24 protein-coding genes are annotated in these 24,948 nt (G+C 71.8%); 11 read left to right on the forward strand and 13 right to left on the reverse strand.

All coding sequences use genetic code 11. The features are described from left to right. Positions 1 to 111: 111 nt before the first annotated feature. The 4 genes from ACWEF6_RS28290 to ACWEF6_RS28305 form a co-directional block, all read right to left on the reverse strand. Positions 112 to 555, reverse strand: a complete 444-nt coding sequence (locus ACWEF6_RS28290) for an SRPBCC family protein (protein ID WP_449685711.1) — start codon at positions 553 to 555, stop codon at positions 112 to 114. A gap of 1 nt (position 556) precedes the next feature. Then, complete coding sequence (locus ACWEF6_RS28295) at positions 557 to 1,264, reverse strand: anti-sigma factor family protein (RefSeq protein WP_449685712.1); 708 nt, start codon at positions 1,262 to 1,264, stop codon at positions 557 to 559. Continuing rightward, the gene (locus tag ACWEF6_RS28300; protein WP_026469270.1) at positions 1,261 to 1,812 is read right to left on the reverse strand and encodes a sigma-70 family RNA polymerase sigma factor; all 552 of its coding nucleotides are present in this window, start codon (positions 1,810 to 1,812) and stop codon (positions 1,261 to 1,263) included. Before ACWEF6_RS28300 ends, ACWEF6_RS28295 begins: the two co-directional genes overlap by 4 nt. 146 nt (positions 1,813 to 1,958) lie before the next feature. Then, the gene (locus ACWEF6_RS28305) at positions 1,959 to 2,462 is read right to left on the reverse strand and encodes a hypothetical protein (RefSeq protein WP_449685713.1); all 504 of its coding nucleotides are present in this window, start codon (positions 2,460 to 2,462) and stop codon (positions 1,959 to 1,961) included. Between the two features lie 223 nt (positions 2,463 to 2,685). Between ACWEF6_RS28305 and ACWEF6_RS28310 the strand changes: the two genes are divergently transcribed. Beyond that, complete coding sequence (locus ACWEF6_RS28310; RefSeq protein WP_449685714.1) at positions 2,686 to 3,222, forward strand: fibronectin type III domain-containing protein; 537 nt, start codon at positions 2,686 to 2,688, stop codon at positions 3,220 to 3,222. 16 nt (positions 3,223 to 3,238) lie between these two features. On the opposite strand, the gene uvrA is transcribed toward ACWEF6_RS28310, so the two are convergent. Continuing rightward, positions 3,239 to 6,091 (reverse strand): excinuclease ABC subunit UvrA, encoded by a 2,853-nt coding sequence (gene uvrA / locus ACWEF6_RS28315; RefSeq protein ID WP_449685715.1) that lies wholly within the window; start codon positions 6,089 to 6,091, stop codon positions 3,239 to 3,241. 76 nt (positions 6,092 to 6,167) lie between these two features. Beyond that, complete coding sequence (locus tag ACWEF6_RS28320; protein ID WP_449685716.1) at positions 6,168 to 7,373, reverse strand: acyltransferase family protein; 1,206 nt, start codon at positions 7,371 to 7,373, stop codon at positions 6,168 to 6,170. Positions 7,374 to 7,482: 109 nt separating this feature from the next. Here ACWEF6_RS28320 and ACWEF6_RS28325 point away from each other — a divergent pair, with 109 nt between their 5' ends. The 3 genes from ACWEF6_RS28325 to ACWEF6_RS28335 all read left to right on the forward strand — a co-directional run bounded on the left by ACWEF6_RS28325 (position 7,483) and on the right by ACWEF6_RS28335 (position 10,742). Then, positions 7,483 to 8,160 (forward strand): MBL fold metallo-hydrolase, encoded by a 678-nt coding sequence (locus ACWEF6_RS28325; RefSeq protein ID WP_449685717.1) that lies wholly within the window; start codon positions 7,483 to 7,485, stop codon positions 8,158 to 8,160. 24 nt (positions 8,161 to 8,184) lie between these two features. Then, the gene (locus tag ACWEF6_RS28330) at positions 8,185 to 10,152 is read left to right on the forward strand and encodes a UvrD-helicase domain-containing protein (protein ID WP_449685718.1); all 1,968 of its coding nucleotides are present in this window, start codon (positions 8,185 to 8,187) and stop codon (positions 10,150 to 10,152) included. 98 nt (positions 10,153 to 10,250) lie between these two features. Continuing rightward, complete coding sequence (locus ACWEF6_RS28335; protein WP_449685719.1) at positions 10,251 to 10,742, forward strand: AMIN-like domain-containing (lipo)protein; 492 nt, start codon at positions 10,251 to 10,253, stop codon at positions 10,740 to 10,742. A gap of 15 nt (positions 10,743 to 10,757) precedes the next feature. Here the strand turns inward: ACWEF6_RS28335 and ACWEF6_RS28340 are convergent, their stop codons facing one another. From ACWEF6_RS28340 to ACWEF6_RS28355, 4 genes are all read right to left on the reverse strand, one after another. Next, complete coding sequence (locus tag ACWEF6_RS28340; RefSeq protein ID WP_449685720.1) at positions 10,758 to 11,540, reverse strand: DUF1684 domain-containing protein; 783 nt, start codon at positions 11,538 to 11,540, stop codon at positions 10,758 to 10,760. 84 nt (positions 11,541 to 11,624) lie between these two features. After that, positions 11,625 to 12,551 carry a hypothetical protein gene (locus ACWEF6_RS28345; protein WP_310976643.1) on the reverse strand — a complete coding sequence of 309 codons (927 nt, stop codon included), beginning with the start codon at positions 12,549 to 12,551 and terminating at the stop codon, positions 11,625 to 11,627. Between the two features lie 227 nt (positions 12,552 to 12,778). Next, positions 12,779 to 12,946 (reverse strand): hypothetical protein, encoded by a 168-nt coding sequence (locus tag ACWEF6_RS28350; protein ID WP_449685721.1) that lies wholly within the window; start codon positions 12,944 to 12,946, stop codon positions 12,779 to 12,781. Between the two features lie 114 nt (positions 12,947 to 13,060). After that, positions 13,061 to 13,765 (reverse strand): Crp/Fnr family transcriptional regulator, encoded by a 705-nt coding sequence (locus ACWEF6_RS28355; RefSeq protein WP_310976645.1) that lies wholly within the window; start codon positions 13,763 to 13,765, stop codon positions 13,061 to 13,063. 74 nt (positions 13,766 to 13,839) lie between these two features. On the opposite strand from ACWEF6_RS28355, the gene rnhA reads away from it, so the two are divergent. From rnhA to ACWEF6_RS28375, 4 genes are all read left to right on the forward strand, one after another. Next, on the forward strand, positions 13,840 to 14,301 hold the full coding sequence (gene rnhA, locus ACWEF6_RS28360) for a ribonuclease HI (RefSeq protein ID WP_449685722.1): 462 nt from the start codon (positions 13,840 to 13,842) through the stop codon (positions 14,299 to 14,301). 32 nt (positions 14,302 to 14,333) lie between these two features. Continuing rightward, on the forward strand, positions 14,334 to 14,711 hold the full coding sequence (locus tag ACWEF6_RS28365; protein ID WP_449685723.1) for a YchJ family protein: 378 nt from the start codon (positions 14,334 to 14,336) through the stop codon (positions 14,709 to 14,711). A 25-nt stretch (positions 14,712 to 14,736) separates the two neighbouring features. After that, positions 14,737 to 15,969, forward strand: coding sequence for a hypothetical protein (locus ACWEF6_RS28370; protein WP_449685724.1), 1,233 nt, complete (start codon positions 14,737 to 14,739; stop codon positions 15,967 to 15,969). Positions 15,970 to 16,086: 117 nt separating this feature from the next. Beyond that, positions 16,087 to 19,170 (forward strand): glycosyl hydrolase 2 galactose-binding domain-containing protein, encoded by a 3,084-nt coding sequence (locus ACWEF6_RS28375; RefSeq protein WP_449685725.1) that lies wholly within the window; start codon positions 16,087 to 16,089, stop codon positions 19,168 to 19,170. Between the two features lie 33 nt (positions 19,171 to 19,203). Here ACWEF6_RS28375 and ACWEF6_RS28380 read toward each other — a convergent pair whose 3' ends face one another. Next, a complete protein-coding gene (locus tag ACWEF6_RS28380) occupies positions 19,204 to 20,589 on the reverse strand; it encodes a carboxylesterase/lipase family protein (RefSeq protein ID WP_449685726.1) in 1,386 nt (461 codons plus the stop codon). Between the two features lie 54 nt (positions 20,590 to 20,643). Here ACWEF6_RS28380 and ACWEF6_RS28385 point away from each other — a divergent pair, with 54 nt between their 5' ends. Genes ACWEF6_RS28385 through ACWEF6_RS28395 form a run of 3 tightly spaced genes read left to right on the forward strand, consistent with a single transcriptional unit; the run spans position 20,644 to position 23,665 of the window. Continuing rightward, positions 20,644 to 21,051, forward strand: coding sequence for a nuclear transport factor 2 family protein (locus ACWEF6_RS28385; RefSeq protein ID WP_449685727.1), 408 nt, complete (start codon positions 20,644 to 20,646; stop codon positions 21,049 to 21,051). Between the two features lie 33 nt (positions 21,052 to 21,084). Further along, complete coding sequence (locus tag ACWEF6_RS28390; protein ID WP_310976655.1) at positions 21,085 to 22,968, forward strand: Na+/H+ antiporter; 1,884 nt, start codon at positions 21,085 to 21,087, stop codon at positions 22,966 to 22,968. A 10-nt stretch (positions 22,969 to 22,978) separates the two neighbouring features. Then, positions 22,979 to 23,665 carry a histidine phosphatase family protein gene (locus ACWEF6_RS28395; protein WP_449685728.1) on the forward strand — a complete coding sequence of 229 codons (687 nt, stop codon included), beginning with the start codon at positions 22,979 to 22,981 and terminating at the stop codon, positions 23,663 to 23,665. Here the strand turns inward: ACWEF6_RS28395 and ACWEF6_RS28400 are convergent. Both ACWEF6_RS28400 and ACWEF6_RS28405 read right to left on the reverse strand, forming a co-directional pair. Beyond that, entirely contained in the window at positions 23,649 to 24,392 is a 744-nt protein-coding gene (locus ACWEF6_RS28400; protein ID WP_449685729.1) for an ABC transporter permease, read from the reverse strand. The genes ACWEF6_RS28395 and ACWEF6_RS28400 overlap by 17 nt on opposite strands. Positions 24,393 to 24,409: 17 nt before the next feature. Further along, positions 24,410 to 24,865, reverse strand: coding sequence for an MmpS family transport accessory protein (locus tag ACWEF6_RS28405; protein WP_449685730.1), 456 nt, complete (start codon positions 24,863 to 24,865; stop codon positions 24,410 to 24,412). Positions 24,866 to 24,948 lie beyond the last annotated feature (83 nt).

A 24,948-nucleotide genomic window follows, 5' to 3' on the forward strand; every position in this document is an offset into this window, starting at 1 on the left:
CCCGCCGCGCCAAGCGCCCCAATGTGGCGTTCGGTGCGTCTGACGCACCGAACGCCACATTGGGTGCGTCTGACGCAACCAACGCCACATTGGGGCGCTTGTGACCGGGGGTCAGGTGAGGTAGGTCGAAAGCCCACGGTGGCCCCGCCGCATCATCAGCGCGTGGTTCGCGCGGAAGAGCGGCCGGGCCACCGTGTCGAAGCGCCGCAGCAACTCCTTCCGGGCCTGAACGTCCTGGGTGATTTCCAGCAGCGTGCCCGCGCCCGCCGCGCGGACCGCTCCCGTCAGGGTCCCGTCGAGGTCGCCACTGAGCCTGACCCGCATCAGGCCCGTGCGCTCGTCCTGGTGGTCCCGGTGCATCCGGACGACGATCCGGAACGGCAGCCGGGACCGGCAAACCAGCTCGGCGGTGTCGTCGTCCACGCGGCGCACCGCGCGGACGTCCGACCACCACCTCGGGTAGCCGGCGAGGTCGGTGACCACGCCGAACACCCGCCCGGGCGCGGTTCCCGGCAGCAGCCACGTGCTGCGGAACCGGTAGCGCGCGCCCGTCACGTCACACCTGGGCCGAGACCAGCTTCCGGCCGTCCACCGTGACGATGTCGACCGACTTCACGTCGTCGGGGGCGACCAGCGCCGACCCGTCGAGGTTGAAGCCCTGGTTCTCCCACTTCTCCGAGACCTGCCAGCTGCCCGCGGTCACCGCTTGGCCTTCCTTGGTGACCACCTGGAGCAGGCACTTCTCGCCGGCCTTGACGCCCTTGACGTTGACGTCCACCTTGACCCAGCCCTGGAACGGGGCCACCGACGCGGCCAGCTGAACGCCGGTGGTCGGATCCCGCCCTTCGACGTTCTTCGTGCCGGGGACATCCGACTGCGGCGCCGCGATGGTCCCGCCGTCCGAGGCCGTCTGCCGTCCCACCAGCACACCGCCGCCGAGGGCGGCCACCACCAGCACCGCCGCCGCGACCAGGGCGAGGCCCCGGCGGGACGAGCGGGGCGGCGCCACGCGCTCTTCCTCGTCGCGCACCCGGCGCAGGGTCTTCTGCAGCAGCAGGTCCCCGCCTTCGGGCGGCCCTTCGAGGAACGCCTCGGGCGGTACCTCGTCGAGCGAGTCGCGCAGGGCCACGAGCTCGTTCAGGTCGAACCGGCACTGCGCGCAGGTCTGCAGGTGCCGCCGCTCGAAGTCGGCTGCCTCGTGGGGATCGAGCGCGCCGAGGGCGTACGCGCCGAGCTGCGTGTGACTCTCGTCCACCGAGTTCATCGCGCCACCTCCGTTCCGCTCGAAATCATCGCTGCTCTGAGTGCTCGTAGTGCGTAGTACGACCTTGATTTCACGGTACCCGGTGCGACGCCCAGTGTTCTCGCCGCTTCGGCCACCGTCCGTCCCCGGTAGTAGATCTCCACCAGGACCTCTCGATGCTCGTTGGACAGCCCGTCCATCGCGCCGAGCACGGTCATCGAGTCGACCACGCCCTGGGCGTGATCGCGCTCGACGGCCGGGGTCGGCACCCCTTCGGCCGGTTCGGCCACTTCCTGTGGCCGGGCCGCCCTGGCCCGTGCCCGGTCGGTGACCAGGTTGCGCGCGACGGTCAGCAACCAGCCGCGCACCGAGCCTTTCCCGTCGTTCTGCAAGTCGTCCGCGTGCTTCCACGCACGGACGAGCGTCTCCTGGACCACGTCCTCGGCTGCCGCCCGATCCCCGGTCAGCCTCGTCGCGTAGGCCAGCAGGCTTCGCCCGTGTTCGGCGTACAGCTGCCGAATCAGGTCTTCGCCTTTGGCCTTCTTAGGCCGCCTGCCTCCTATGGCCACCCTCGTCCTCCCGACGGTGTTCTGAGTCGGCGAGGACAGTACTGCAACCCTCAGCTCCACCGGCGGTGCGTGCGCCGAGCGCAGCGCGACCATGGTGTTCATCGGCTGCCCGTCCTTCCTCGTTCTGCCCGGAAACCCGTCGTCTGTCAGTACCCGGCGCCGCCGGCCTTGCTCTTCGCGGTGATCTTGCTGCCGTCGGGCGCGACGGCGAACCACGCGCCGTTGGCGCCTTGGCCGTTCATGTCGCCCGCGACCTTGTCGCCCGCGTACTCGTACAGCGGGAAGCCGTTGAGGGTGATCTGCTTGCTGCCGTCCTTGCGGGTCGCGGTGCCCACCTGGGTGTCCTGGATGCCCTTGAGCATCGGGGTGGCGACCCCGGCCAGCATCGGCAGCCAGGACTTCGTGCAGTCACCGTCGCAGTTGGACGTCGGCGGCGAGGAAAGGTCCTTGTCGAACCGGTAGAGCGTCTTGCCGTCGGCGTCGGTGACCACCGCGCCGACCCCGTTGACCGTGGCGACCTGGAGCATCTTGTGCCCCGGCTCCCCGTGTTGCGGCCCTTGGGCACCGCCCGCCATGTCACCGCAGGCGGACAGGGAGGCGACGGCGAACAGCGCCACCGCGCTGACGACCACCGGCCGGATACGGTTCATGACGTTCTCTCCTAGGTGAGGGCGGCTCCGCCATCCGGCGGACCTCGACACCCAGAACACGGCGGCGGGCGCGAAACGGTTCAGCCGGGTTTTCGGGCGGTTCGGTGCCGGTTCGCCGCCGGATTGGTGTGTCCCGGTGATCGGCACGATCTTGTCGCCGTGCGGGCGGCTTCCTAAGCTCGTCACGTCCGCACCGCCGCCCCCGCCGTTCCGGGAGGCCGCCGTGCCCGTCAAACCCCTCGCCGTACTCGCGCTGCTGGCCGTGGGCTGTTCCGCTCCGGCGCCCTCGTTCACGGCGACCCTGACCACGCCCACGGACGTCGTGCTGAGCTGGCCGGACGACGGCGCCGGGCACCGCGTCGAGTACGCGAACGACCCGGCCGGGCCGTGGACGACGCTGCGCTTCCTGGCCCCGCACGTGACGAGCTACCACCACCCGGACCTGATCCCGGAGACGCCGTTCTACTACCGGGTGCAGCCGTTCACCGGCCCGGTCTCGACGGACCTGCACACGGCGACCGCGGGCGGCACGGTGACGTTCACCTGGGCCGACCGCACGCGCGACGAAGCCGGCTACCTGCTGGAGATGCGCCGCCTGGGCGCGCCGGACTTCGACCCGGTCGAGGTGACCGACCCGGACGTGACGACGTGCGCGCTCTCGCTGCTCCCCGGCGAAGAGGGGTCGGCCTACCGGCTCCGGGCCCTGCACTACGGCCCGCTCTCCCCCGTGGTCCACCAGACCACGGGGAAGGAGCGGTAGCCGCCCGCCGGCCGGCCTAGAGAACCGTCTTCAGGAACTGGCCGGTGTAGCTGTCCTCGATGTCCGCCAGGTGCTCCGGCGTGCCCTCGGCGACCACCGTGCCGCCGCCCGAGCCGCCCTCGGGGCCCATGTCGATGATCCAGTCGGAGGTCTTGATCACGTCGAGGTTGTGCTCGATCACGATCACCGAGTTGCCCTTGTCGACCAGGCCGTTGATCACGCCGATCAGCTTGTTGATGTCCTCGAAGTGCAGACCGGTGGTCGGCTCGTCGAGGATGTACACCGTCTTGCCGGTCGAGCGCTTCTGCAGCTCACTGGCCAGCTTGACGCGCTGCGCCTCACCGCCGGACAGCGTCGGCGCGGGCTGGCCGAGCCGGACGTAGCCGAGGCCGACGTCCACCAGCGTCTGCAGGTGGCGGTGGATGGCCTTGATCGGCTCGAAGAACTCCGCGGCCTCCTCGATGGGCATGTCGAGCACGTCCGAGACGGTCTTGCCCTTGTAGTGCACCTCGAGGGTCTCCCGGTTGTACCGGGCGCCCTTGCAGACCTCGCACGGAACGTAGACGTCCGGCAGGAAGTTCATCTCGATCTTGATCGTGCCGTCGCCGGCGCACGCCTCGCAGCGGCCGCCCTTGACGTTGAACGAGAACCGGCCCTGCTGGTAGCCGCGCACCTTCGCCTCGGTGGTCGCGGCGAACAGCTTGCGGACGTGGTCCCAGACACCCGTGTAGGTGGCCGGGTTGGACCGCGGGGTGCGCCCGATCGGCGACTGGTCGACGCGCACCAGCTTGTCGACGTTGCCCAGGCCGTTCACCCGGGTGTGCCGGCCCGGCACCTGGCGGGCGCCGTTGAGCTTGTTCGCCAGCACCGTCGCGAGGATGTCGTTCACCAGCGTGGACTTGCCCGAGCCGGAGACGCCGGTGACCGAGACCAGGCAGCCGAGCGGGAACGAGACGTCCAGCCCGCGCAGGTTGTGCTCACGCGCGCCCACCACGGTCAGCTGCCGCTTCTTGTCGATCGGCCGCCGGATGGCCGGCACCTCGATCCGGCGCCGGCCGGACAGGTACTGCCCGGTCAGCGACTCCTTGCTCTTCAGCAGCTTCTTGTACGGTCCACTGTGGACGATGTGGCCGCCGTGCTCGCCCGCGCCCGGGCCGATGTCGACCACCCAGTCGCTGGAGCGGATGGTGTCCTCGTCGTGTTCGACGACGATCAGCGTGTTGCCCAGGTTCCGCAGCCGGGTCAGCGTCTCGATCAGGCGGTGGTTGTCGCGCTGGTGCAGGCCGATCGACGGCTCGTCCAGCACGTACAGCACGCCGACCAGGCCGGAGCCGATCTGCGTCGCCAGCCGGATGCGCTGCGCTTCACCACCCGAAAGTGTGGCGGACGCGCGGTCGAGCGAGAGGTATGTCAGGCCGACGTCGAGCAGGAAGCGCAGCCGCGCCTGGATCTCCTTGAGCACCGCGCCGGCGATCATCGCCTCGCGCTGCCCCAGCTCCAGCTCGTCGAGGAACTGGGACGCCTCGGCGATGGACAGCCCGCAGACCTCGGCGATGGACATGTCGCCGCGGGTCTTGTGCTGCAGCGTCACCGCGAGGATCTCCGGCTTGAGCCGGGTGCCCTGGCAGGCCGGGCACGGCACCTCGCGCATGTAGCCCTCGTACCGCTCGCGCATGTACTCGGACTCGGTCTGCTCCTGGCGCCGCTCGAGGAACGGGATGACGCCCTCGAAGTTCGCGTAGTACGAGCGCTGGCGGCCGTAGCGGTTCTTGTAGCGGACGTGGACCTGCTCGTCGACGCCGTGGAGCACCGCCTTCTGGGCGCGTGCGGGCAGCCGCCGCCACGGCGTGTCCATCCGGAAGCCGATGGTCTCCGACAGCGACTCCAGCAGCCGGATGAAGTAGTCCGCGCTCTGGCCGCCCGACCACGGCGCGATGGCGCCCTCGGCCAGGGACAGCTCGTCGTCCGGGACCACCAGCTCCGGGTCGACCTCCTTGCGGATGCCGATACCGGTGCACTCCGGGCAGGCGCCGTAGGGCGAGTTGAAGGAGAACGAGCGGGGCTCGAGGTCCTCGATGGCCAGCGGGTGGCCGTTCGGGCAGGCCAGGTTCTCGGAGAAGCCGCGGATCCGGTGCGGGTCGTTCTCCGGGAGGTCGACGAACTCGAGCTCGATCAGCCCGTCGGCCAGGCGCAGCGCCGTCTCGACCGAGTCGGTGAGGCGCTGGCGCGAGGCCGCCTTCACGGTCAGGCGGTCGATGACCACGCCGATCTGGTGCTTTTCCTGCTTCTTCAGCTTCGGCGGGTCGGTGAGCGCGTGGACCGTGCCGTCGACGACCACGCGCGCGTACCCCTGCTGCTGCAGGTTCTCGAACAGGTCGACGTACTCGCCCTTGCGCCCGCGGACGACGGGGGCGAGCACCTGGAACCGGGTGCCCTCCTCCATGGCGAGCACCTGGTCGACGATCTGCTGCGGGGTCTGCTTGCTGATCGCCTCGCCGCAGGTCGGGCAGTGCGCCTTGCCGGCGCGGGCGTAGAGCAGGCGCAGGTAGTCGTAGACCTCGGTGATCGTGCCCACGGTGGAGCGCGGGTTGCGCGAGGTCGACTTCTGGTCGATCGACACCGCGGGCGAGAGGCCCTCGATGAAGTCGACGTCCGGCTTGTCCATCTGGCCCAGGAACTGCCGGGCGTACGCCGAGAGCGACTCGACGTAGCGGCGCTGCCCTTCGGCGAAGATGGTGTCGAAGGCGAGGCTCGACTTCCCCGACCCGGACAGGCCGGTGAACACGATCAGGCTGTCGCGGGGCAGGTCGAGATCCACGCCGCGGAGGTTGTGCTCGCGGGCACCGCGAACAACGAGGCGATCAGCCACGCCAGGGTCCTCTCAATGTCTTCTTCAGTGCGGTCGCCGACCCGGTGTCAAGCTGCACGGGCGGCCGCGATCCATGCTACGAGCCACCACCGACAAAAACGGGTTCCGCGTCCTTGACCTGCGGTTCTTCGGGCTTTCGACGTCTGGTGAGCCACCGGTGGGCCGGGCGTTCGACCCCCGCGGTGACCGCCCAGCCGGCCAGCACGGCGGCGCCGACGACGACGGGGAGCCGCAGCCAGCCGGGGAGGCCGAGGTCGAGCAGGGCGCGGGCCAGGATGTAGCCCAGTTCCTGGTGCACCAGGTAAAGACCATACGAGATGCCCGCGAGCCAGGTGACGGCCGGGGCGATCCGCGCCAGTCCGGGGAACCGCCAGTCCGGGCCGCGGGCGGCCACGCAGACCAGCAGGAGCAGCACGGCGAACCCGATCGTGGACGGCCAGCGCTGCGCGTCCTGCGGCAGGGCGACGTGGAACGGGAAGACCTGCAGGTCCTGCGCGGCCACGGCGGCGAGCACGAAGAGGGCGATGTGCCACGTCTTCAGCCGGCGCTGCGCCCACAGCCAGATCGCGACGCCGATGGCGAAGACGTGCAGCCGGTGCAGGCCCAGGCCGTAGTAGAAGGTCTCGACGACCGGGCTCGCCGTCCCGGGTGCGAAGACGAGGAACCGCAGCGCGAGCGGGACCAGGATCAGCGCCCAGAGCAGGGCGACGGTCAGCCGGTGGGTGCGCCACGACCGCGGCCACAGCAGGGCGGCGCCGGTGAAGGCGAGCAGCTGCACCGGCAGCGTCCAGTAGGAGCCGTCGAGGTAGTAGAACGTCTCCGACCGGATGCCCCACTCCTGCACCATGCCGAGGTTGGCGAGCAGATCCAGCCAGGTCGGGATATACCACGGCGAGGGGTCCGTCGGCGGGCCCTGCGGGACGCCGAAGAGGAACCCGGTGACGCCGGGCGGGTAGGGCAGGCCGCTGAAGGAGATGGCGGCCCACCGCGTCACGACGTAGGTCAGCAGGACCGCGACCAGGTAGGCGGGCACGAGGCGCGCGACGCGGTTCCACAGCCACCGGCGCGGGTTGCCCTTGCGGAGGCTGACGCAAACGAAGAAGGCGGAGATCACCAGCAGAATCGCGGCACCGAACTGCGCTGTCACCCGGAAGGGGTACCCCGTGAGTTCCGGGTGCAGCAGGGCACCCTGGTGGGTGACGTGCCCGAGCACGACGGCCAGCACGGCGACGACCCGGAGGAGGTCCCAGCTGATCCGGCGCGGCGTCGGGGAGGTGGGCACGGTCGTCCTGAGGTCGGCTGGCGGGGGTTCCCGCTGAGCCTACGTGGCGGGGTGGCCGGGTGCTTGTGCGGGTGGAACCGGTTGGAGCGAAACGACTACCGTGTGCACGGTGAACATCGTGGACACCTACACGGGGCACGTCGACCCGGGCGGCGACGCCGCCCGGCGCACGCTCGACGCGCTGACCATCACCAAGCTGTCCGTCGGCCCGATGGACAACAACGCGTACCTCCTGGTGTGCCGGGCGTCGAACGAGGCGTTGCTCATCGACGCGGCGAACGACCCGGACCGCATCTCCGACCTGATCGGCCACGGCCCGGACCGGCCGTCGTTGAAGACGGTGGTGACGACCCACCAGCACCAGGACCACTGGCAGGCCCTCGGCGCGGTGGCGGGAGCGAACGGCGCGAACACGGCGGCCCACCCGCTGGACGCCGAACCCCTGCCGGTGCCGCCGGACTTCCTGGTCGAGCACGGCGACACGCTGACGGTGGGCGAAGTCACGCTGTCGGTGATCCACCTGCGCGGACACACGCCGGGCTCGATCGCGCTGCTGTACCGGGACCCGGCGGGTCACCCGCACCTGTTCACCGGGGACTCGCTGTTCCCGGGCGGCGTCGGGAAGACGTCGTCGCCGGAGAACTTCACATCGCTGCTGGACGACGTCGAGACACGGCTCTTCGGGGACCTGCCGGACGAGACGTGGTTCTACCCGGGCCACGGCGACGACTCGACACTGGGCGCGGAGCGGCCGAAGCTGAAGGAGTGGCGCGACCGCGGCTGGTGACCGCGTGACGGACGGGGAGGGTCGGTGGGTCTCACCAAGCACGCCAAGCGGGTGCTCCAGCAGCAGGCTTCGGCACTGCTCACCGAGCACATCCCGCAGCTCGACGGCGATCGCCGCCGGATTCTCACCGCCCTGCTCGTCGAGACCGCCGGTCGCTGGCGGCTGTTCGTGCGGGCCGCGCCGGCCGGCCGGCGGGCCGACGCCTTCCTGATCGGCCCCGAGGGCCTCTTCGCCGTCACGGTCGCCGCCGGCCCGCCGCCGGGTCCCCATGCCCTCGTCCGGCACGCCGAAGAAAGCTGGGCCGGGATCCGGGACGGCCGGGGCCGGGAGCTCACCGGCAGTGCCGTCCACTTCGTGCTCGTCACCCCGGGCCCCAAGCGGCCCATCCGGGACCCCGGCCCGTTCCGCGTCGTCGCCGAGACCGAGCTGGCGAAGCTGCTCAAGCCCGCCGCACCGCACCTCGACCGGCGTCAGATCGACGCGATCGGCGAACAGGCCACCAAGATCCTCGACGGCTACGTCCCGCTGCGCGTCAAGCCGCCCGAAGCCGGTGAGGCGGCCGTGGGCTTCCTCGACGCCGGTGCTCTCGTCGAGGCCGAGGTCGCCGCCGCTCAGCTGCGGCCGTTCGACTCGTGGCTCACCTTCCTGCACCCGCACCAACGGGCCGTCGTCACGCGCGACTACCGCGGGCCGGCGCGGATCAGCGGGCCGGCCGGGACCGGGAAGACCGTCGTTGCGCTGCACCGGCTCCGGCACGTCGCCCGGCGGACCTCCGGGCCGGTGCTCTTCACCACCTTCGTGCGCACCCTGCCGCCCGTCCACGAGGCCGCGTTCCGCCGGCTGGCCCCGGAATTCGGCGACCGGGCCGAGTTCGTGCACCTCCACGCCTGGGTGCGCCGGTTCCTGACCGGACGCGGACGGCCGGTCGAGGTCGACGCGCGCGGGGTGCGGACCGCGTTCGGCCGGGCCTGGTCGCGGCACCGCGCCGTGCTGGAGCCGATCGAGCGGCACGACGAGTACTGGCGCACCGAGCTCGACCGGGTCATCAAGGGCCGCGGGTTCACCACGCTCGAGGAGTACCGCCGTCCGGCGACCCGGCGCGGGCGCGAGGTCCGGCTGGGCGGCGAGCAGAAGGCCGCGGTGTGGCAGTTCTACGAGACCTACCAGGAGATGCTCGCCGAACGCGGGCTGCACGACCACAACGACGTGATCGACATCGCGCTGGCCGAGCTGCGGCGGGAGCCGCTGGAAACCCGGTACGCCGCGGTGGTGGTCGACGAGGTGCAGGACATCACCCTGAACGGGCTGCGGCTGATCAAGGAGCTGGCCGGCACCGGCCCGAACCAGCTCCTCCTCGTCGGCGACGGCCAGCAGCAGGTGTACCCGGGCGGCTGGCGGCTCTCCGACGCCGGCATCCCGGTCCTCGGCCGGGGCGAGGTGCTGCGGGTCAACTACCGCAACCGCACCGAAGTCCTGGCCTTCGCCCAGCGGTTCGACGCGCGCAACGAAGTCGACGACCTCGACGGCGCGTCCGGGATCGCCTTGAAGAACGCCGAGGCGGGCAACACCGGCGGGACGGCGGTGTCCTGGCGCGGCACCGAAGCGGACCTCGCGGCCGAACTGACCCGGCGGATCGCCGGCCTGACCACCCCGCTCGGGCAGACCGCGCTGATCGTCTTCCAGCGCCAGGACCTCGTCCGGTGCCGGCGGATCCTGCGTGAGGCCGGCGTTCCCGTCCTGTCCCTCGACGACTACTCCGGAGCCCCCGACGAGCACCTCAAGGTCGGCACCGTGCACCGCGCCAAGGGCCTCGACTTCCAGGCCGTGCTGGTCGTCGAGTTCCCGGCCCGGGCGGGCGAAAGCGGGGCCGCCGCGGAGGAGGCGTCGGAACTGCGCGACCGGCAACGCCTCGTCGCGGCGACGCGCGCCCGCGACTTCCTCTGGTGGGGTGTCGTCGACGAGGTCGCGGACCCGGACGGAGCAGCCGGGTAACGATAGAGGACACGGGGGCAACTTCGCGGACGAACCGGGCGTCTCCAGCGCACCCAGCGCTGGGACGTCCATCGGTTCTCTCCGCCAGGAGGCCCACCATGTCCAGAACCAAGTGGCACGCACTCGCCGCAGTCAGCCTGCTGCTCGCCGGGAGCGGGGTGCTCGCCGCGGCCTCGCCCGCCCAGGGCGCCGCTCCCGTGACGCCCACCATGACGAACATCCGGACCGGGCTCAACACCGGGTTCGACCGGGTCGTGCTCGACCTCACCAGCGGGCCGGCGCCGACCGTCTCCTACCAGCTCGTCGACGAGCTGACCGCCGACGCCAGCGGGGAAATCGTGTGGCTCACCGGGGAATTCTTCATCAACGTCGCCGTCCACCCGGCCGCCGCGCACGACGCGAACGGGAACCCGACCTACCCCGGGCCAACGAAGTTCCGGACGCGGAACCTGAGCAATGTCATGGCGGTCGCCGTCACCGGGGACTTCGAGGGTCAGGTTTCGATCGGGCTCGGCGTGCGGTCGCGGACCGCGGTGAACGTCTTCACGCTCACCGCGCCCAACCGCGTGGTGATCGACGTGGCCCACTGAAGCCCGGCGGGGGAGTCACCCGCGCTCGTACGGGATCTTCTCCCCCGCCTCGACCGCGAACGGCAGGTGGTTGCCCGCCGGCGGCAGCGGGCACGTCGCGAAGTCCGTGAACGCGCACGGCAGGTTCACCGCGCGGTTGAAGTCCAGCGTCACCGTGCCGTCTTCGCCCGGCGCCCCGACCGGCAGCGAGCGGTTGGCGGCGTAGGTCGTCACGCCGCTCGTCCCGTCGGTGAACAGGATGCTGAAGCCGCCGTCCTTGCCGTTGAACGCCGTCAGCGTGTGCTCGACGCCGTCGCGCGAGAAGCGCACGACACCCGGCGCCGTGTAGACGTGGCTCAGGCCTTCCACGACCGCGCCGACGGTGGTCGGCCGCGGCGCGTCGAACGGCTCGAACCGCCCGGACAGCACCCACGACGGCGACGGCTCGTACGCCGGGACGCCGCGGAACTCGCGCAGCACCTCGGCCTTCGGGTCGTGGACGCGGATCAGGTACCCGGACCGGCGGGCCACCTCGATCTCGACGTCACCGGACAGCACGCGCGTGCCCGCACCGCTGTTGACCAGCTCGAATCGCCGGACGTCGGTGATCGGCTCGCCTTCGTGCGAGAGGGAGGCGCCGGCCGGGTCGACGTACGCCGCGTCGGCGTCCTGCCACCAGCGGCCGGGGATGCCGGGGTACTCGCGCGGGGAGCCGGTCAGCCAGTCCAGCGACACCAGCGCCAGCCAGCCGTGCGGCTCGGCCAGGTCGGTCTCGCGCCGGGCCTTCCAGTCCTGCCACTCCTGGGTGAACGTGCTCATCGCGGACCCCTTCTCCGTCGGCTACGACTGTGCCAACCCCGGGCCGGCGCGGCTATTCCACGTCCCACTATCCGGACTTCGGTGTCAGTCGAACGACCACTGCAGCCCGTAGCTCAAGCCCTGGTGCAGGTCGTGGAACTCGAGGCCGACCTCGCCGACCCGGTTCACGGTCAGCGCGTCACCCGAGTCGATGCCGTCGTCGACCACCCGGCCCGGGACGCCGTTGAGGCGCCACACCCGCGACGGCGGGGCCGCCCGGTCGAACCGGACCCGCACCGTGAACTCCTCGCAGCGGCGCAACGGCGTCATGGCGTAGTACGGCCGCAGTTCCGTGCGCCGCGGCGTGAACCTGATGCCGTACTCGTGGCGCTGGCCGAGCCGCAGCGGGTTCGGCAGCCGCATGATGAACTGCGCGTGGCTCGCCGACATCTGGCGCGCTTCGACGATTTCGCCGCCGAACAGGGCGTCCGCGGTGATGTCCGGCACCGGGTCGCTGCCCGGTTCGGCCGGCACGCTGAACGGCAGGACCAGCTCGTCCAGCTCGTCGACCTCGGCGACGATCCGGCGCTCCTCCTGCAGCTCCGCCGGGGTGCGGTCGAGCCGGAGCATCGCCTTCATCGACTCGACGTACCAGCCGGCCAGCGGGTGCGGGTCACGGCGGGGCGCGGGCGCGCCGAGCAGCTCGTCGATCCGGCGGAACGCCAGGTCGATCCGGCGGCGGGCGGTGCGCGGGTCGCGGTCGAGGACGCTGGCCAGCCACGAGATCCGCCGGTCGAGGAACTCCCCCGCGGCCTCTTCGTGCAGGCCCAGCGCCGCTAGCGCGGCCAGCTTCAGGTCCGGCGGCAGCCGTCCGCAGAGCTCGGTCAGCCGCAGCACGAGCTTCTGGCGCGCGGCGGCGGGCTGGTCGGTTTCGGTGATCGCGCACGCCGCCCGCAGGCAGGGGCCGATCCGCTGGTGCAGATCGGCGGCGTCGAGACCGCGGCCGCGGCGCAGTTCGTTCAGCTCGCGCACGAACGGGGAGGTGTGCTCGTCCGTCGTCCCACCCCCTCGTCCCCCCGCGGCCGACTTTCCCACGTTACCAGTTCCCGTTCTCCGAAAGCAGCACAAATCGCGGACGCCGGCATTCGGGAATACCGGCCGGCCGGCCCCCCACGAGCCGGCCGGCCGGTTTCACCACAGGTCAGTTCACCCCGAAGATCAGGGCCCAGATCGAGTGGCTCTCCATCAGACACACCTCCTCATCGCTGTACCCAGGCCGAGGTGGAGAGCGGCGCGGAGCCGTGCAACGCCGGAGCTGCCGGTTCCGCCGCGCTTCCGGCGGCCACCGCGAAACCCGCGAGGGCGCCGGCCACGAACGCGGCGAAGACCGATTTCACCAGGGTCAGAATCTTGCAGTAGACGTTCACGGCACGGGCTCCCCGACCTCGCTCGAAAGGAATCCGACCGGGTGGCATCGCATTCTTTTTTCCCGGCCGGGCTCCAGGATCGCCGGACGGGGGGTGCCGGTCAGAGGCCTGCTGTCACCGGTCTTGTGTGCCGTTTGGCTCAGAGTGGGCGAAGGCCCGCAGGACGCGCAGCTCGCGGATGAGGAAGCGGCGCCGGCCGGTCTCGACGATCCCGCGCTCCCGCAGCACCCGCAGCGCCCGTGCGACGGTACGCCGGGCGGCGCCGATCTGCGCGGCGATGTCCTCCTGCGACAGCGCGTCGACGACCACGCCCTCCGGCACGGTCCGGCCCCGCTCCTCGGCCAGCCGGACCAGGACGACCGCGACGCGGCGGCTGACGTCGAAGGCGGCGGCGTCGATCCGGGCGGACTCGGCGTTGCGCAGGCGTGCGGCGACCGTCTTGATCGTCGCGATGGCGATCGCCGGCCGTGCGTGCAGGACGTCGACGAACTCCGCGCCGGTCAGCTGGAAGACGGTGCAGGGTTCGATCGCGCGCACCGACGCCGACCGCGGCCGCCCGGTGACCGCGGCGAGGTCGCCGAGCACCTCGCCGGGACCGCGCAGGCCGAAGAGCACCTCGCGGCCGTCCTCGACGATCGTGGAGACGCGCACCCAGCCGGAGACCAGCACGTGGACGTGGTCGGAGGGGTCGCCCTCCATGAGCACGAGGGCGTTGGCGCGGAACCGGCGCCGGGTGCCGCGGGCGAGCAGGTACTCGCGATCGGCGTCGGCGAGGTAGGCCAGGAGCGCCCCCTCCGCCGTGTCGTCGTGCCCGCTCATGGTTCCCCTCCGGAGGTTCACCGTAACCCGGCGTGGCGGCCCGGGGCGAGGGGCGCGACCGGTAGGGTCGCCGCGTGGACGTGGAGATCTACACTGACGGCGCGTGCAGCGGGAACCCCGGACCGGGCGGCTGGGGCGCGGTGCTGCGCTACGGCCGCCACGAGCGCGAGCTGTACGGCGGCGAAGCCACGCCGACGACGAACAACCGCATGGAGCTGACGGCACCGATCCGCGCCCTGGAGAGCCTGACGAGGCCGTCGCAGGTCCGCGTCTACACCGACAGCACGTACGTGCGCAACGGCATCACGCAGTGGCTGCCCCGCTGGAAGAGCAACGGCTGGCAGACGGCGGCGCGCGCCCCGGTGAAGAACGCGGACCTGTGGCAACGCCTCGACGCGGCGATCGGCGGCCACACGGTCGAATGGCTGTGGGTCAAGGGCCACGCCGGACACCCGGAGAACGAGCGCGCCGACCGGCTCGCGGTGCGGGGTGCCCAGGAGGCGCGGCAGAGCGGGAAGCCGGTCAACGCGGATTAGTCCGGAGTGGACGGTCGTGGCAGAATTCGCCGATGCCTCCCGCTCCGTGCCCGTGCGGCCTAGCCGAGTCCTACGCCGCCTGTTGTGGCCGGTTCCACGGCGGCAGCCTCGCCGCTCCCACCGCCGAACTCCTCATGCGGTCGCGGTTCAGCGCCTTCGCCGTCGGTGACGCCGGCTACCTGCTGCGCACCTGGCACCCCGGTACGCGGCCGCGGCAGCTCACGCTCGATCCCGGGCAGGAGTGGACGCGGCTGGAGATCCTCGGCCGGACCGGCGGCGGCCTGCTGCACGCCGAGGGCACCGTCGAGTTCCGGGCGCACTACCGCCACCGGGGGCGGGACGGGTTCCTCGAGGAGAACAGCCGCTTCCGGCGTGAGGACGGCCACTGGGTGTATCTCGACGCCGGGTGAGACCGGCGTGCTAAACAGTGCGGCGATGGGAAAACTGACGCGCCGCGCCCGGGCCAAGGCGGACTACCTCGGCTTCCTCGGCGCCCGGGAGTGGCCGCTCGCCGCGTCCGGGCTGGGGGTGGTGCTCGGCGTCGTCACCATCCTGCCCAGCGCCGTCGGCGTCGTGCTCTCGGTCGTCGCGCTCGCGCTCGGGGTCGCCACCTTCACCCGGGACGTCCGGCTGCTGCGCCGGCGGTGGGCCGGGTTCGAGTTCACCACCATCGCCGCTCCCTTCCCCACCGCGGAACTGCCGCCGCCCGCCGCCTACCCGGAGTCCACCTACCTCGCCGTGCCCGCCCGCGGGACCGCGCTGGTCAGCGCGGCCATCGACCGGGACCTGTGGGAAGAGCGGCACACCATCGACGTCGCCGAGGAGCCCTACCGGCTGCCGCCGTCGCTCAAGGCCACCGCGCCGCACGTGCTGCCGCTGCGGGCCCGGGGCCGCCTGCTGTTCAACGGCCCGATCGTCGGCATGCGCGGCGAACCGCTGCCCGCCGCCGGGGCCCGGCCCGCGCCGATCCGGCTGCACCGGGCGCGGTTCTTCGACGCCGTCTGCTCGAACGAGCTCGCCGCGCTCCGGATCACCCGCACCGACACCGGCGAGGAGTACGACCTGCGCAAGGCCGAGCTCACCGACAGCGCCGGCGCGCTGCGCGAGCTGAGCGGCAGCGCGCTGGCCGACCTCGTCGGCGTCTCGACGGTCGCCTGCACCACCGACGGCAAGCTGGTCACCGTCCGGCAGTCGCCGCTCAACTCCGTCAGCGGGCTGCTGCTCGCCCCCTCGGGCAGCGGTTCGCTGGAGCCGCGCGACCTGCGCACGCCCGACGGCGGCCCGCGCCGGTTCCTGCACACCGCGGTCCGCGCCGGAATGGAACGCGAGCTCTGCGAGGAGAGCGGCCTGACCCCCGAGGACGTCCGCGAGACGAAGGTGGTCGGCTTCGCGCGCTGGATGGAACGCGGCGCCAAGCCGGAGTTCTTCGGGCTGACCGAGCTGGCGGTGGACGGCGCCGAGGTCGCCCGGCGCCGGCCGGTCAGCGGCGAGCGGCTCTACAGCGCCGGCCTGACGCTCTTCGACGTCGACATCGCCGCGATCGGCGCCGCGCTGGCCGGCGGTGTCCCGCTCAGCGAGGCACTTCCTCAACGGCTCTGGGAGGACGGTTCCCTGCCGCTCCTGCTGGCCCTGCGGGCCGCCGCGGTGTGGCAGGCGGCCCGGGTCTGACGGAACGGCCTCTGTTCCCGGCGTGAGCGGGCCGCTACGATCGTCGCAATTGTTAGGAAAGTTCCCTAACGATGGTCCGCTGTCCCCCGCCGCCGTGGGTGCCTAGGAGGCGCGCTAGTGAGCTATCGGCAGAGAAGAACCCGGACTCTCCTCGCGGCGGCGGTGCTGGCCGTCGCGGCGAGCGGCGCCAGTGTCGCACCGGCCACCGGGCAGGAACCGGTCAGAGCGGTGGTCGCGGCCGCGGCCCCGGCCACCGCGGTCCCCGGCTTCCTGATCCAGACGTCCGCGCAGGTCAGCGACGACGCCGCGGTCTCCAAACCCGGCTACAACACCTCCGGCTGGTACCCGGTCGGCCCGCGCTCGACCGTCTACGCCGGCCTGCTGGCCAACGGCAAGTACGCCGACCCGTTCTACTCGACGAACATGAAGAACGTGCCGACCGCGGACTTCCAGGTTCCCTGGTGGTACCGCACCGACCTCACGGTCGCCGACACCACCCAGCGCACGTACCTCGACTTCAGCGGCGTGCTGTCCAAGGCCGACGTCTGGGTCAACGGGACGCGCGTCGCCGACAAGACGCAGGTCAACGGCGCCTACACCCGCCACGACCTCGACATCACCGCGCTGGTGAAGGCGGGCACGAACAGCGTCGCGTTCAAGGTCTACCCGAACGACCCGAACAAGGACCTGTCGATGGGCTGGATCGACTGGGCGCAGACCCCGCCGGACCAGAACATGGGCATCGTGCGGGACGTCCTGGTCCGGCGCAGCGGCCCGGTGGCGCTGCGCGGCGGCCACGTCGTCACGAAGCTGACCGGGACGAGCCACGCCGACCTGACCGTGAAGGCCGACGTCCGCAACGACTCGGCGAGCGCGGTGAGCACGACGGTGTCCGGCACGGTCGCCGGGCGGGCGATCAGCCAGACTGTCTCGCTGGCGGCCAAGGAGAAGAAAACCGTCACGTTCGGCGTGGTCGGGATCGACAACCCGCAGCTCTGGTGGCCGGCCGGGATGGGCGGGCAGCCGCTCTACGACCTCGACCTGACCGCGAGCGTCGGCGGGACGGCGTCGGACTCCTCGCACTCGAGCTTCGGCGTGCGCACGGTGACGGCAAACAAGAACTCGAGCGGCGGCCGGTCCTACACGATCAACGGGCGCCCGCTGCTGATCAAGGGCGGCGGCTACTCGCCGGACCTGTTCCTGCGCTGGAACGAGCAGTTCGCGGCCGACAAGCTGGCCTACGTCAAGGACCTCGGGCTCAACACCGTGCGCCTGGAGGGCCACATCGAGCCGGACGAGTTCTTCGACCTCGCCGACCGGATGGGCGTGCTCACGCTGCCCGGCTGGGAGTGCTGCGACAAGTGGGAGGGCCAGGTCAACGGCAGCGAGAAGGGTGACCCGTGGACCGCCGCGGACTACCCGATCGCGAAGGCGTCGATGACCGCGGAGGCCGAGCGGCTGCGCGACCACCCGAGCGTCATCTCCTTCCTCATCGGCAGTGACTTCGCCCCCGACGCGACGATCGAGAAGAACTACCTCGACGCGCTGTCCGCCGCGGACTGGGCGACGCCGGTGGTCCCGGCCGCGTCGGCGAAGTCGTCGCCGCAGCTGGGGTCGTCCGGGATGAAGATGAACGGCCCGTACGACTACGTCCCGCCGAACTACTGGTACGACAAGGCGCACAGCGACCTCGGCGGTGCGTGGAGCTTCAACTCCGAGACCAGCGCCGGGCCGGACATCCCGACGATGGACACGCTCAAGCGGATGATGTCGGCGAGCGAGCTCGACACGATGTGGAAGAGCCCGTCGACCGCGCAGTACCACCGGTCGTCGTCGTCGACGTTCGCCAACCTGAAGCTCTTCGGCGACGCGCTGACCGGCCGGTACGGCAAGCCGTCGAGCCTGGCCGACTTCGTCCGGAAGGCGCAGCTGGCGCAGTACGAGAACGTCCGCGCCGAGTTCGAGTCGCACTCGCGGAACTTCAGCGACAGCTCGAACCCGGCCACCGGGATCATCTACTGGATGCTCAACAGCGGCTGGACGTCGCTGCACTGGCAGCTGTTCGACGCCTACCTCGACCAGAACGGCTCGTACTTCGGGGCCAAGAAGGCGAACGAGCCGCTGCACATCCAGTACTCGTACGACACGAAGTCGGTCGTGGTGGTCAACCACAACCACGACGCGGTGTCGGGGCTGACCGCCCGCGTGCAGCTGTTCAACCTGGACGGGACGTCGAAGTTCGACCAGTCGAAGAGCGTCTCGGTGGGCGGTGACGGCGCGAAGACGACGGCGCTGACCATCGGTTCGGTGAGCGGGCTGTCGACGACGTACCTGGCGAAGCTGGTGCTCACGGATTCCTCGGGCAAGGAGGTCAGCCGGAACGTGTACTGGCTGTCCACCAAGGCCGACACCCTGGATTGGGGCAACAGCGACTGGTACTACACGCCCACGACGTCGTACGCGGACCTCTCCGGGCTGAACTCGCTGGGTTCGGTCACGCTCGGGTCTTCGGCGACCTCGACGGCGAACGCCGACGGCACCACGACGACGAAGGTGACGCTTTCGAACCCCTCGACGGGCAAGGTGCCGGCGTTCTTCGTCGACGCGCACGTGGTCGGCACGGCGGGCGCACCGGTGCTGCCGGTCCGGTGGACCGACAACCAGGTGAGCCTGTGGCCGGGCGAGTCGACGACGCTGACGGCGACGTACCGGACCGCGGACCTGCACGGAGCGGCGCCGTCGGTGCGGGTCGCGGGCTGGAACACCGGGACGAAGACGATCCCGGCGGACGGCTCGACCGGGCCCGGCCCCGGCCCCGGTGACCCGGTGGACTACCAGGCCGAGGACGCGACGATCACGAACGGCGTCGCGGAGGCCAACCACGCGGGCTTCACCGGCACCGGGTTCGTCAACTACGACAACGCGGTCGGCAGCGCGGTGGAGTTCACCGTGCCCGCGGCCGCGCCGGGCAGCGCGAACGTCGTCCTGCGCTTCGCCAACGGCACCACGGCGAACCGCCCGATGGACATCACGGTCAACGGCACGAAGGTGGCCTCGGCCGTGGCGTTCGGCGGAACGGGCAATTGGGACACGTGGCAGACGGTCACGATCCCGGTCACCCTGACCGCCGGGACGAACAAGATCAAGGCGACCGCGACGACCGCCAACGGCGGCCCGAACGTCGACAAGATCACCGTCTAGCCCTGGGCCGGGGCGGTCTCGGGCCGCCCCGGCTCAGTCCCACAGCAACCGCTGCTCCCGATCCGGGTCGCTGACCGTCGTCGAGACGTCGTCGAACAGCCGCGTCACCCGGTCCGCCGGGCGGTACCGCGGCCAGCCCGGATCCCCGGTGCGCACGAACCGGACCCAGGCCCCGAACATCTCCGTCGCCACCGCCTGCATCCGCTCCGCCGGGAACGGCCGGCCGGCGAAGAGGAACCGCCAGTTGCGGTTGCGGATGTCGTCGAACACCAGCGGCAGGTCGAGCCCGTGCGCCGCCCCGAGGCCGCGGCCGCGTGGGGCGATCCGCCAGTCGAGCCGGTACATCCAGGCGTCCGGCTGCTTCTCGGCGAAGCGGATCGCCGGGATCCACCAGTCCCCCGCCGTCAGCGCGCGGTTGCGGATCTGGTCCGGGGGCCAGTCGAATAGGGCGTTATACGCCGCGACGGCCTTTTCGACGGCGGGCTCGTCCAGCATCGTCGAGCCGACGCCCAGCAGCTTCGCGCCGCCCGATTGCAGCCAGCTGAACAGGTCTTCCTCGTCGGCCGTCGTCCCGATGAGCAGCGGGACCTCACGGGCGCCGTCGGACGGCCGGCGCGGGAGCAGCTCGTCGCCGACCACCACGCGGTAGGTCACCTTCGTGCCCGACGCCGCCGAAACCCGTTGCTGCGCCTCGAGAATCCGGGTCACCGGCAGCGTGGCCAGATCCTCCGGTGACGCGGCCAGCTCCGCCAGGACCGCCGCAGCGACCGCCGCGCCTTCGTCCGGCGTGTGGACGACCGAGCCGACGCCGGTGCCGCTCTGCACGATCGCCTGGTGGACGAGCCCGCGGGTGGCGGGCACGGCCAGCAGCGTCCCGACCGTGCGGCCGCCGTTGGACTGCCCGGCCAGCGTGACCCGCCCCGGGTCACCGCCGAACGCGCCGATTTCGTCCCGCACCCATTCGAGCGCCGCCACCTGGTCGCGCAGGGACAGGTTCGAGCCGGCGACGCCGGGCAGGTGCAGCATCCCGAGCACGCCGAGCCGGTAGGCGACGGTCACCACCACCACGCCGGTACGAGCGTACGCGGAGGCGTCGAACTGGTGCGGCGCGCCCATCACGCCACCGCCGCCGTGGATCCATACGAGCACCGGGTACGAACCGGGTGCCGCGGGCGCGTAGACGTTGAGGTAGAGGCAGTCCTCGTCGCCGGTGAAGCCACGCCCGGTCAGCGCCGGTTGCGGCGCGCGGGGTGCCCACTTCGTCGCGTCGCGTTCACCGACCCAGCGCGAAACCGGCCGGGGCGCGCGGAACCGCAGCTCCCCCACCGGCGGCTCGGCGTACGGGACGCCGAGGAACGTCCGCACGCCGTCCCCTTCGGACCCGCGCAGGGCGCCGGCCGCGATCTCCGCTGTCGTCACGGACCCAGCCTAAAAGCTTGCGCTGGAGCGCGCTCCAGCGTGTTGACTGGGCCCATGACCGCGTCCGGGAACAAGCAGCTCCTGAAGACGGCGTTCGACGCCTGGGCGACCGGCGACATCCGGCCGCTGCTCGCCGCGATGGCCGACGACGTCACCTGGACGGTCGGCGGGCACACCAGCTGGTCCGGCAGCTTCCGCGGCAAGGACTCGGTCCGCCGCGACCTGCTCGGCCCGCTCGGCGCGCAGTTCGAGGGCACCTACACCAGCACCGCGAGCCGGTTCGTCGCCGAGGACGACGTCGTCGTGGTCGAAACGCAGGGCAGCGTCGCGACGAAGGCCGGGGCGCGCTACGACAACAAGTACTGCTTCGTCTTCCGCGTCGAGGGCGGCCGGATCCGCGAGATCACCGAGTACATGGACACCCAGCTGGTCGCCGAAGTGCTTCCCGAACTGGCCAGGTGACACCCGCCGCGGCGGGCGGGTAATGATTACCCCGTGCACATAGCGGCAGAGATAGTGGCGCTGGTCGTGACCGTCCTCGTCGTCAGCGCGGTGGCGCGGCGGCTGGACTGGTCCGCCCCGCTGTGCCTGATCGTCGTCGGCGTCGCCGGCTCGTACGTCCCCGGCGTGCCCGAGGTCCACCTCGACCCCGAGGTCGTCCTGCTCGGTCTGCTGCCCCCGCTGCTGTACTCGGCGGCCATCCAGACGTCGCTGGTCGACTTCCGGAAGAACCGCGGGGCGATCGGGCTGATGTCGGTCGGGCTCGTGGTGTTCACCGCGCTCGGCGTCGGCGTGGTCGCCTGGGCGGTGATCCCCGGGCTCCCGCTGGCCGGCGGCATCGCGCTCGGCGCCGTCGTCGCGCCGCCGGACGCGGTCGCCGCCAGCGTCGTCGCCCGGCGGGTCGGCATGCCCCGCAAGCTGATCCGGCTCCTCGAAGGCGAGAGCCTGTTCAACGACGCCGCCGCGCTGGTCGCCCTCCGCACCGCCATCGCCGCGCTGGCCGGCTCGGTCAGCCTCTGGCAGGTCGGCGCCGACTTCTTCCGCGCGGCCATCGGCGGAGCCGTGGTCGGGCTGGTCGTCGGGTTCGCCGCCGCGTTCATCCGGGCCCGGCTGAACGAGCCGGTGCTCGACACCGCGCTGTCGTTCGCCGTCCCCTTCATCGCCTACATCCCGGCCGAGGCGATCCACGGCTCCGGCGTGCTCGCCGTCGTCATCGCCGGGCTCATCCTCGGGCACAAGGCGCCGCAGATCCTGTCCGGCTCCACCCGGCTGGCGTCCCGGCTGAACTGGCAGACCATCCAGTTCCTGCTGGAGAACCTGGTCTTCCTGCTGATCGGCCTGCAGCTGCGGCGGATCCTCGCCGAGGTCGGCGAGAGCGGGCTGTCGCTGATGACGCTGACCTGGATCTGCGTCGCCGTCCTCGCCGCGACCATCCTCACCCGCGTGCTGTGGATGGCCGGGATCGGCACGGTGAAGCGCGTGGAACGGCGGCTGCTGCCGGGGAAGGTCCGGGCGAAGATCTGGCCGTGGCGCTACTCCGCCGTCATCGCCTGGGCCGGCATGCGCGGGGTGGTGACGCTCGCGGCCGCGTTCGTGCTGCCCGCGGACACGCCGCAGCGGGCCGTGCTGGTGCTCGCGGCGTTCGTCGTCGTGGCCGGCACCCTGGCCGTGCAGGGCATGACGCTGCCGCCGCTGATCCGGCGGCTGCGGCTGCCGCGGCCGGACCCCGCGGAGGACGCCCTGCAGGAGGCGGCCGTCCTGCACGACATGACCCGCGCGGCGCTGGCCAAGCTCGAGGAGATCCGGACCGACGACGACCCGCCGGAGATCATCCAGCGCCTGCGCGACCGGCTGCAGCACCGCGCCGACTCGGCGTGGGAGCAGCTCGGCCGGCAGAGCGCGCTGGCCGAGACACCGAGCGACGCCTACCGGCGGCTGCGGCTGGAGCTCCTGGAGGTCGAGCGCGACCAGTTCCTCAAGGCCCGCGACAGCGGCAGCGCCGACGACGACGTCCTGCGCAAGGTTCTGGAGCGGCTCGACATCGAAGAGTCCATGCTCGACCGGGACGAGGCCGAGCCGGACGTCGAGGGCCGCGAGCTGCGCACCCCGGCCGCGACGGCGGGGTCGTGCAAGCACCTGGCCCACGAGTGGGTCGACAAGGACCCCAGCTCGGCCGACAGCTGCGCCGCCTGCGTCGCCGAGGGCACCACGTGGGTGCACCTGCGGATGTGCCTGAAGTGCGGCAACGTCGCCTGCTGCGACTCCTCGCCGCGCCGCCACGCGACGCAGCACTTCCACGAATCCCGCCACCCGGTCATGCGCAGCTTCGAGCCGGGCGAGACGTGGCGATGGTGTTTCGTGGACAAGCAGCTGGGCTAGGGTCGAGGCCATGAGCACGCCGGAGCAGGAGATCGAGTACCGCCAGCACCGCTTCAGCCCGCCCCCGGGCTCGACGGAGATCTTCCTGGTCCGGCACGGCGAGTCCGCGCCGGCGCGCGGTGACGCCCCGTTCGACCTGGTCGACGGCCAGGCGGACCCGGACCTCGCGCCGGAAGGCCGTGACCACGCCCAGCGCGTCGGCGTCCGGCTCGCCGGGGAACGGATCGACGCGATCTACGTGACGACGCTGCGCCGCACGGTGCAGACCGCGGCTCCCCTGGCGGAGAAGCTGGGGCTGACCCCGGTCGTCGAGCCGGACCTGCGCGAGATCCACCTGGGCGACTGGGAAAACGGCCTGTTCCGGAAGTACACGGCCGAAGGCCACCCGATCGTCGAGCGGCTGTGGGCCGAGCAGCGCTGGGACGTGATCCCGGGCGCGGAGTCCGACGAGCGGTTCGGCGCCCGGTTGCGCGGCGCGCTGACCCGCATCGCGGCCGCGCACCCGGATCGGCGCGTCGCGGTGTTCACCCACGGCGGTGTGATCGGCGAGCTGTTCGCGCAGGCCAGCCGCGCGGTGGAGCGGTTCGCGTTCCTCGGCGCCGACAACGGGTCGATCTCCCACCTCGTGCTCCACGGCGAAAACTGGATGGTGCGGCGCTACAACGACACCGCCCACCTGGCTAGCCCGCTCGGCTGAGCTTCCCGGCCGCGACGAGCTGCACGGTCACCAGGATCGAGACGGCCTCCGCGGCCAGCAGCCCGATCAGCACGAGCACCTGCGTCAGCCCGGCCTGGATCGGGCCCGCCCCGCCGAGCAGGACGCCGACGTACGCGCCCGGGAGCGTCACCAGGCCGACCGTGCGGGTCTGGTCGAGCGCCGGGATGAGGGCGTGCCCGGCGCTGGGGCGGCAGATTTCGAGCGCGGCCGGGCGCGGGAGGAAGCCGAGGGCGAGCGCGGCTTCGTACTCGCCGTGCCGGGACTCGAGCTCGTCGAGGGCCCGGCGGCCGGCCTGCGAGGTCGCGGTCATCGCCCCGCCGATGACGATCCCGGCGATCGGCACGACGGCGATCGGCCGAGGCGGGACGACACCGGCGCCGAGGACCAGTGCGAGCACGGGCGCGACCCCGGCCGCGATGGCCAGCGCCGTCCACGGCAGGTTCCTGTTCGTTCCGACGCGGCGCGCCGACGTCACCGCGGCGATCGCGAACATCAGCACCACGAACAGGCCGGTGAGCGGCGCCGAGCGCAGGACGGCGGTGATCACGAGCGACACGACGGCGAGCTGCGCGACCGCCCGGGCGGCGGCGATCAGCACCGCGCGTCCCTCACCGAGCCCGCCGGCCTTGACGACGACCGCACCGGCGACGGCGAGCAGGACGAGGACCGCCACCAGGGCGGGCCCGAAGGTGATCGCGGCGTTCACGCCGCCGATCCTGCCGCTCAGACGGCGCAGCTGAAGAGGCGCCCCGGCTCGGTCTCGGTCTTCTCGGCGACGACGACGCCGTCGACGACGATCCGGCACCGCAGCGCGCCGGGGCCGGGGTTGCGGGCGGCGATGCTGTAGAACTCGGTGCGGCCGGCCGGGCCGACCCTGGTGAACTGCGTGGACCACGGCGTCGCGACCGCGGCCTGCTGGGTGAGGGCGGAGCCGGCGGCGGCGTAAGTGACGTTGCGGGCGCCGTGCGTGCCGAGCAGTTCGTAGACGACGCGGTGATCGACGGTGCGCACGGCGACCGGGGCGACGGGCGCTTCCTCGGCCGCGGGTTGGCGCGCGGACCGCGGCAGGACGTAGGCGGTGACCGCGAAGGCCGCGGCGAGCACACCGAGGACGACGACGAAGCTGCCGGCCGATCGAGCCCGCCCGGCGGAGTCGCGCATCGCCGTGGGAACGCTCATGGAGAGGTCTTCTCTCGTCGCGCGCACTTCCGTCGAGTGCGTCGACCTCTATCTCGCCGTGACCTGACGGGGTGTTAGCCGGT

This window comes from Amycolatopsis sp. NPDC004772 (assembly GCF_053601215.1).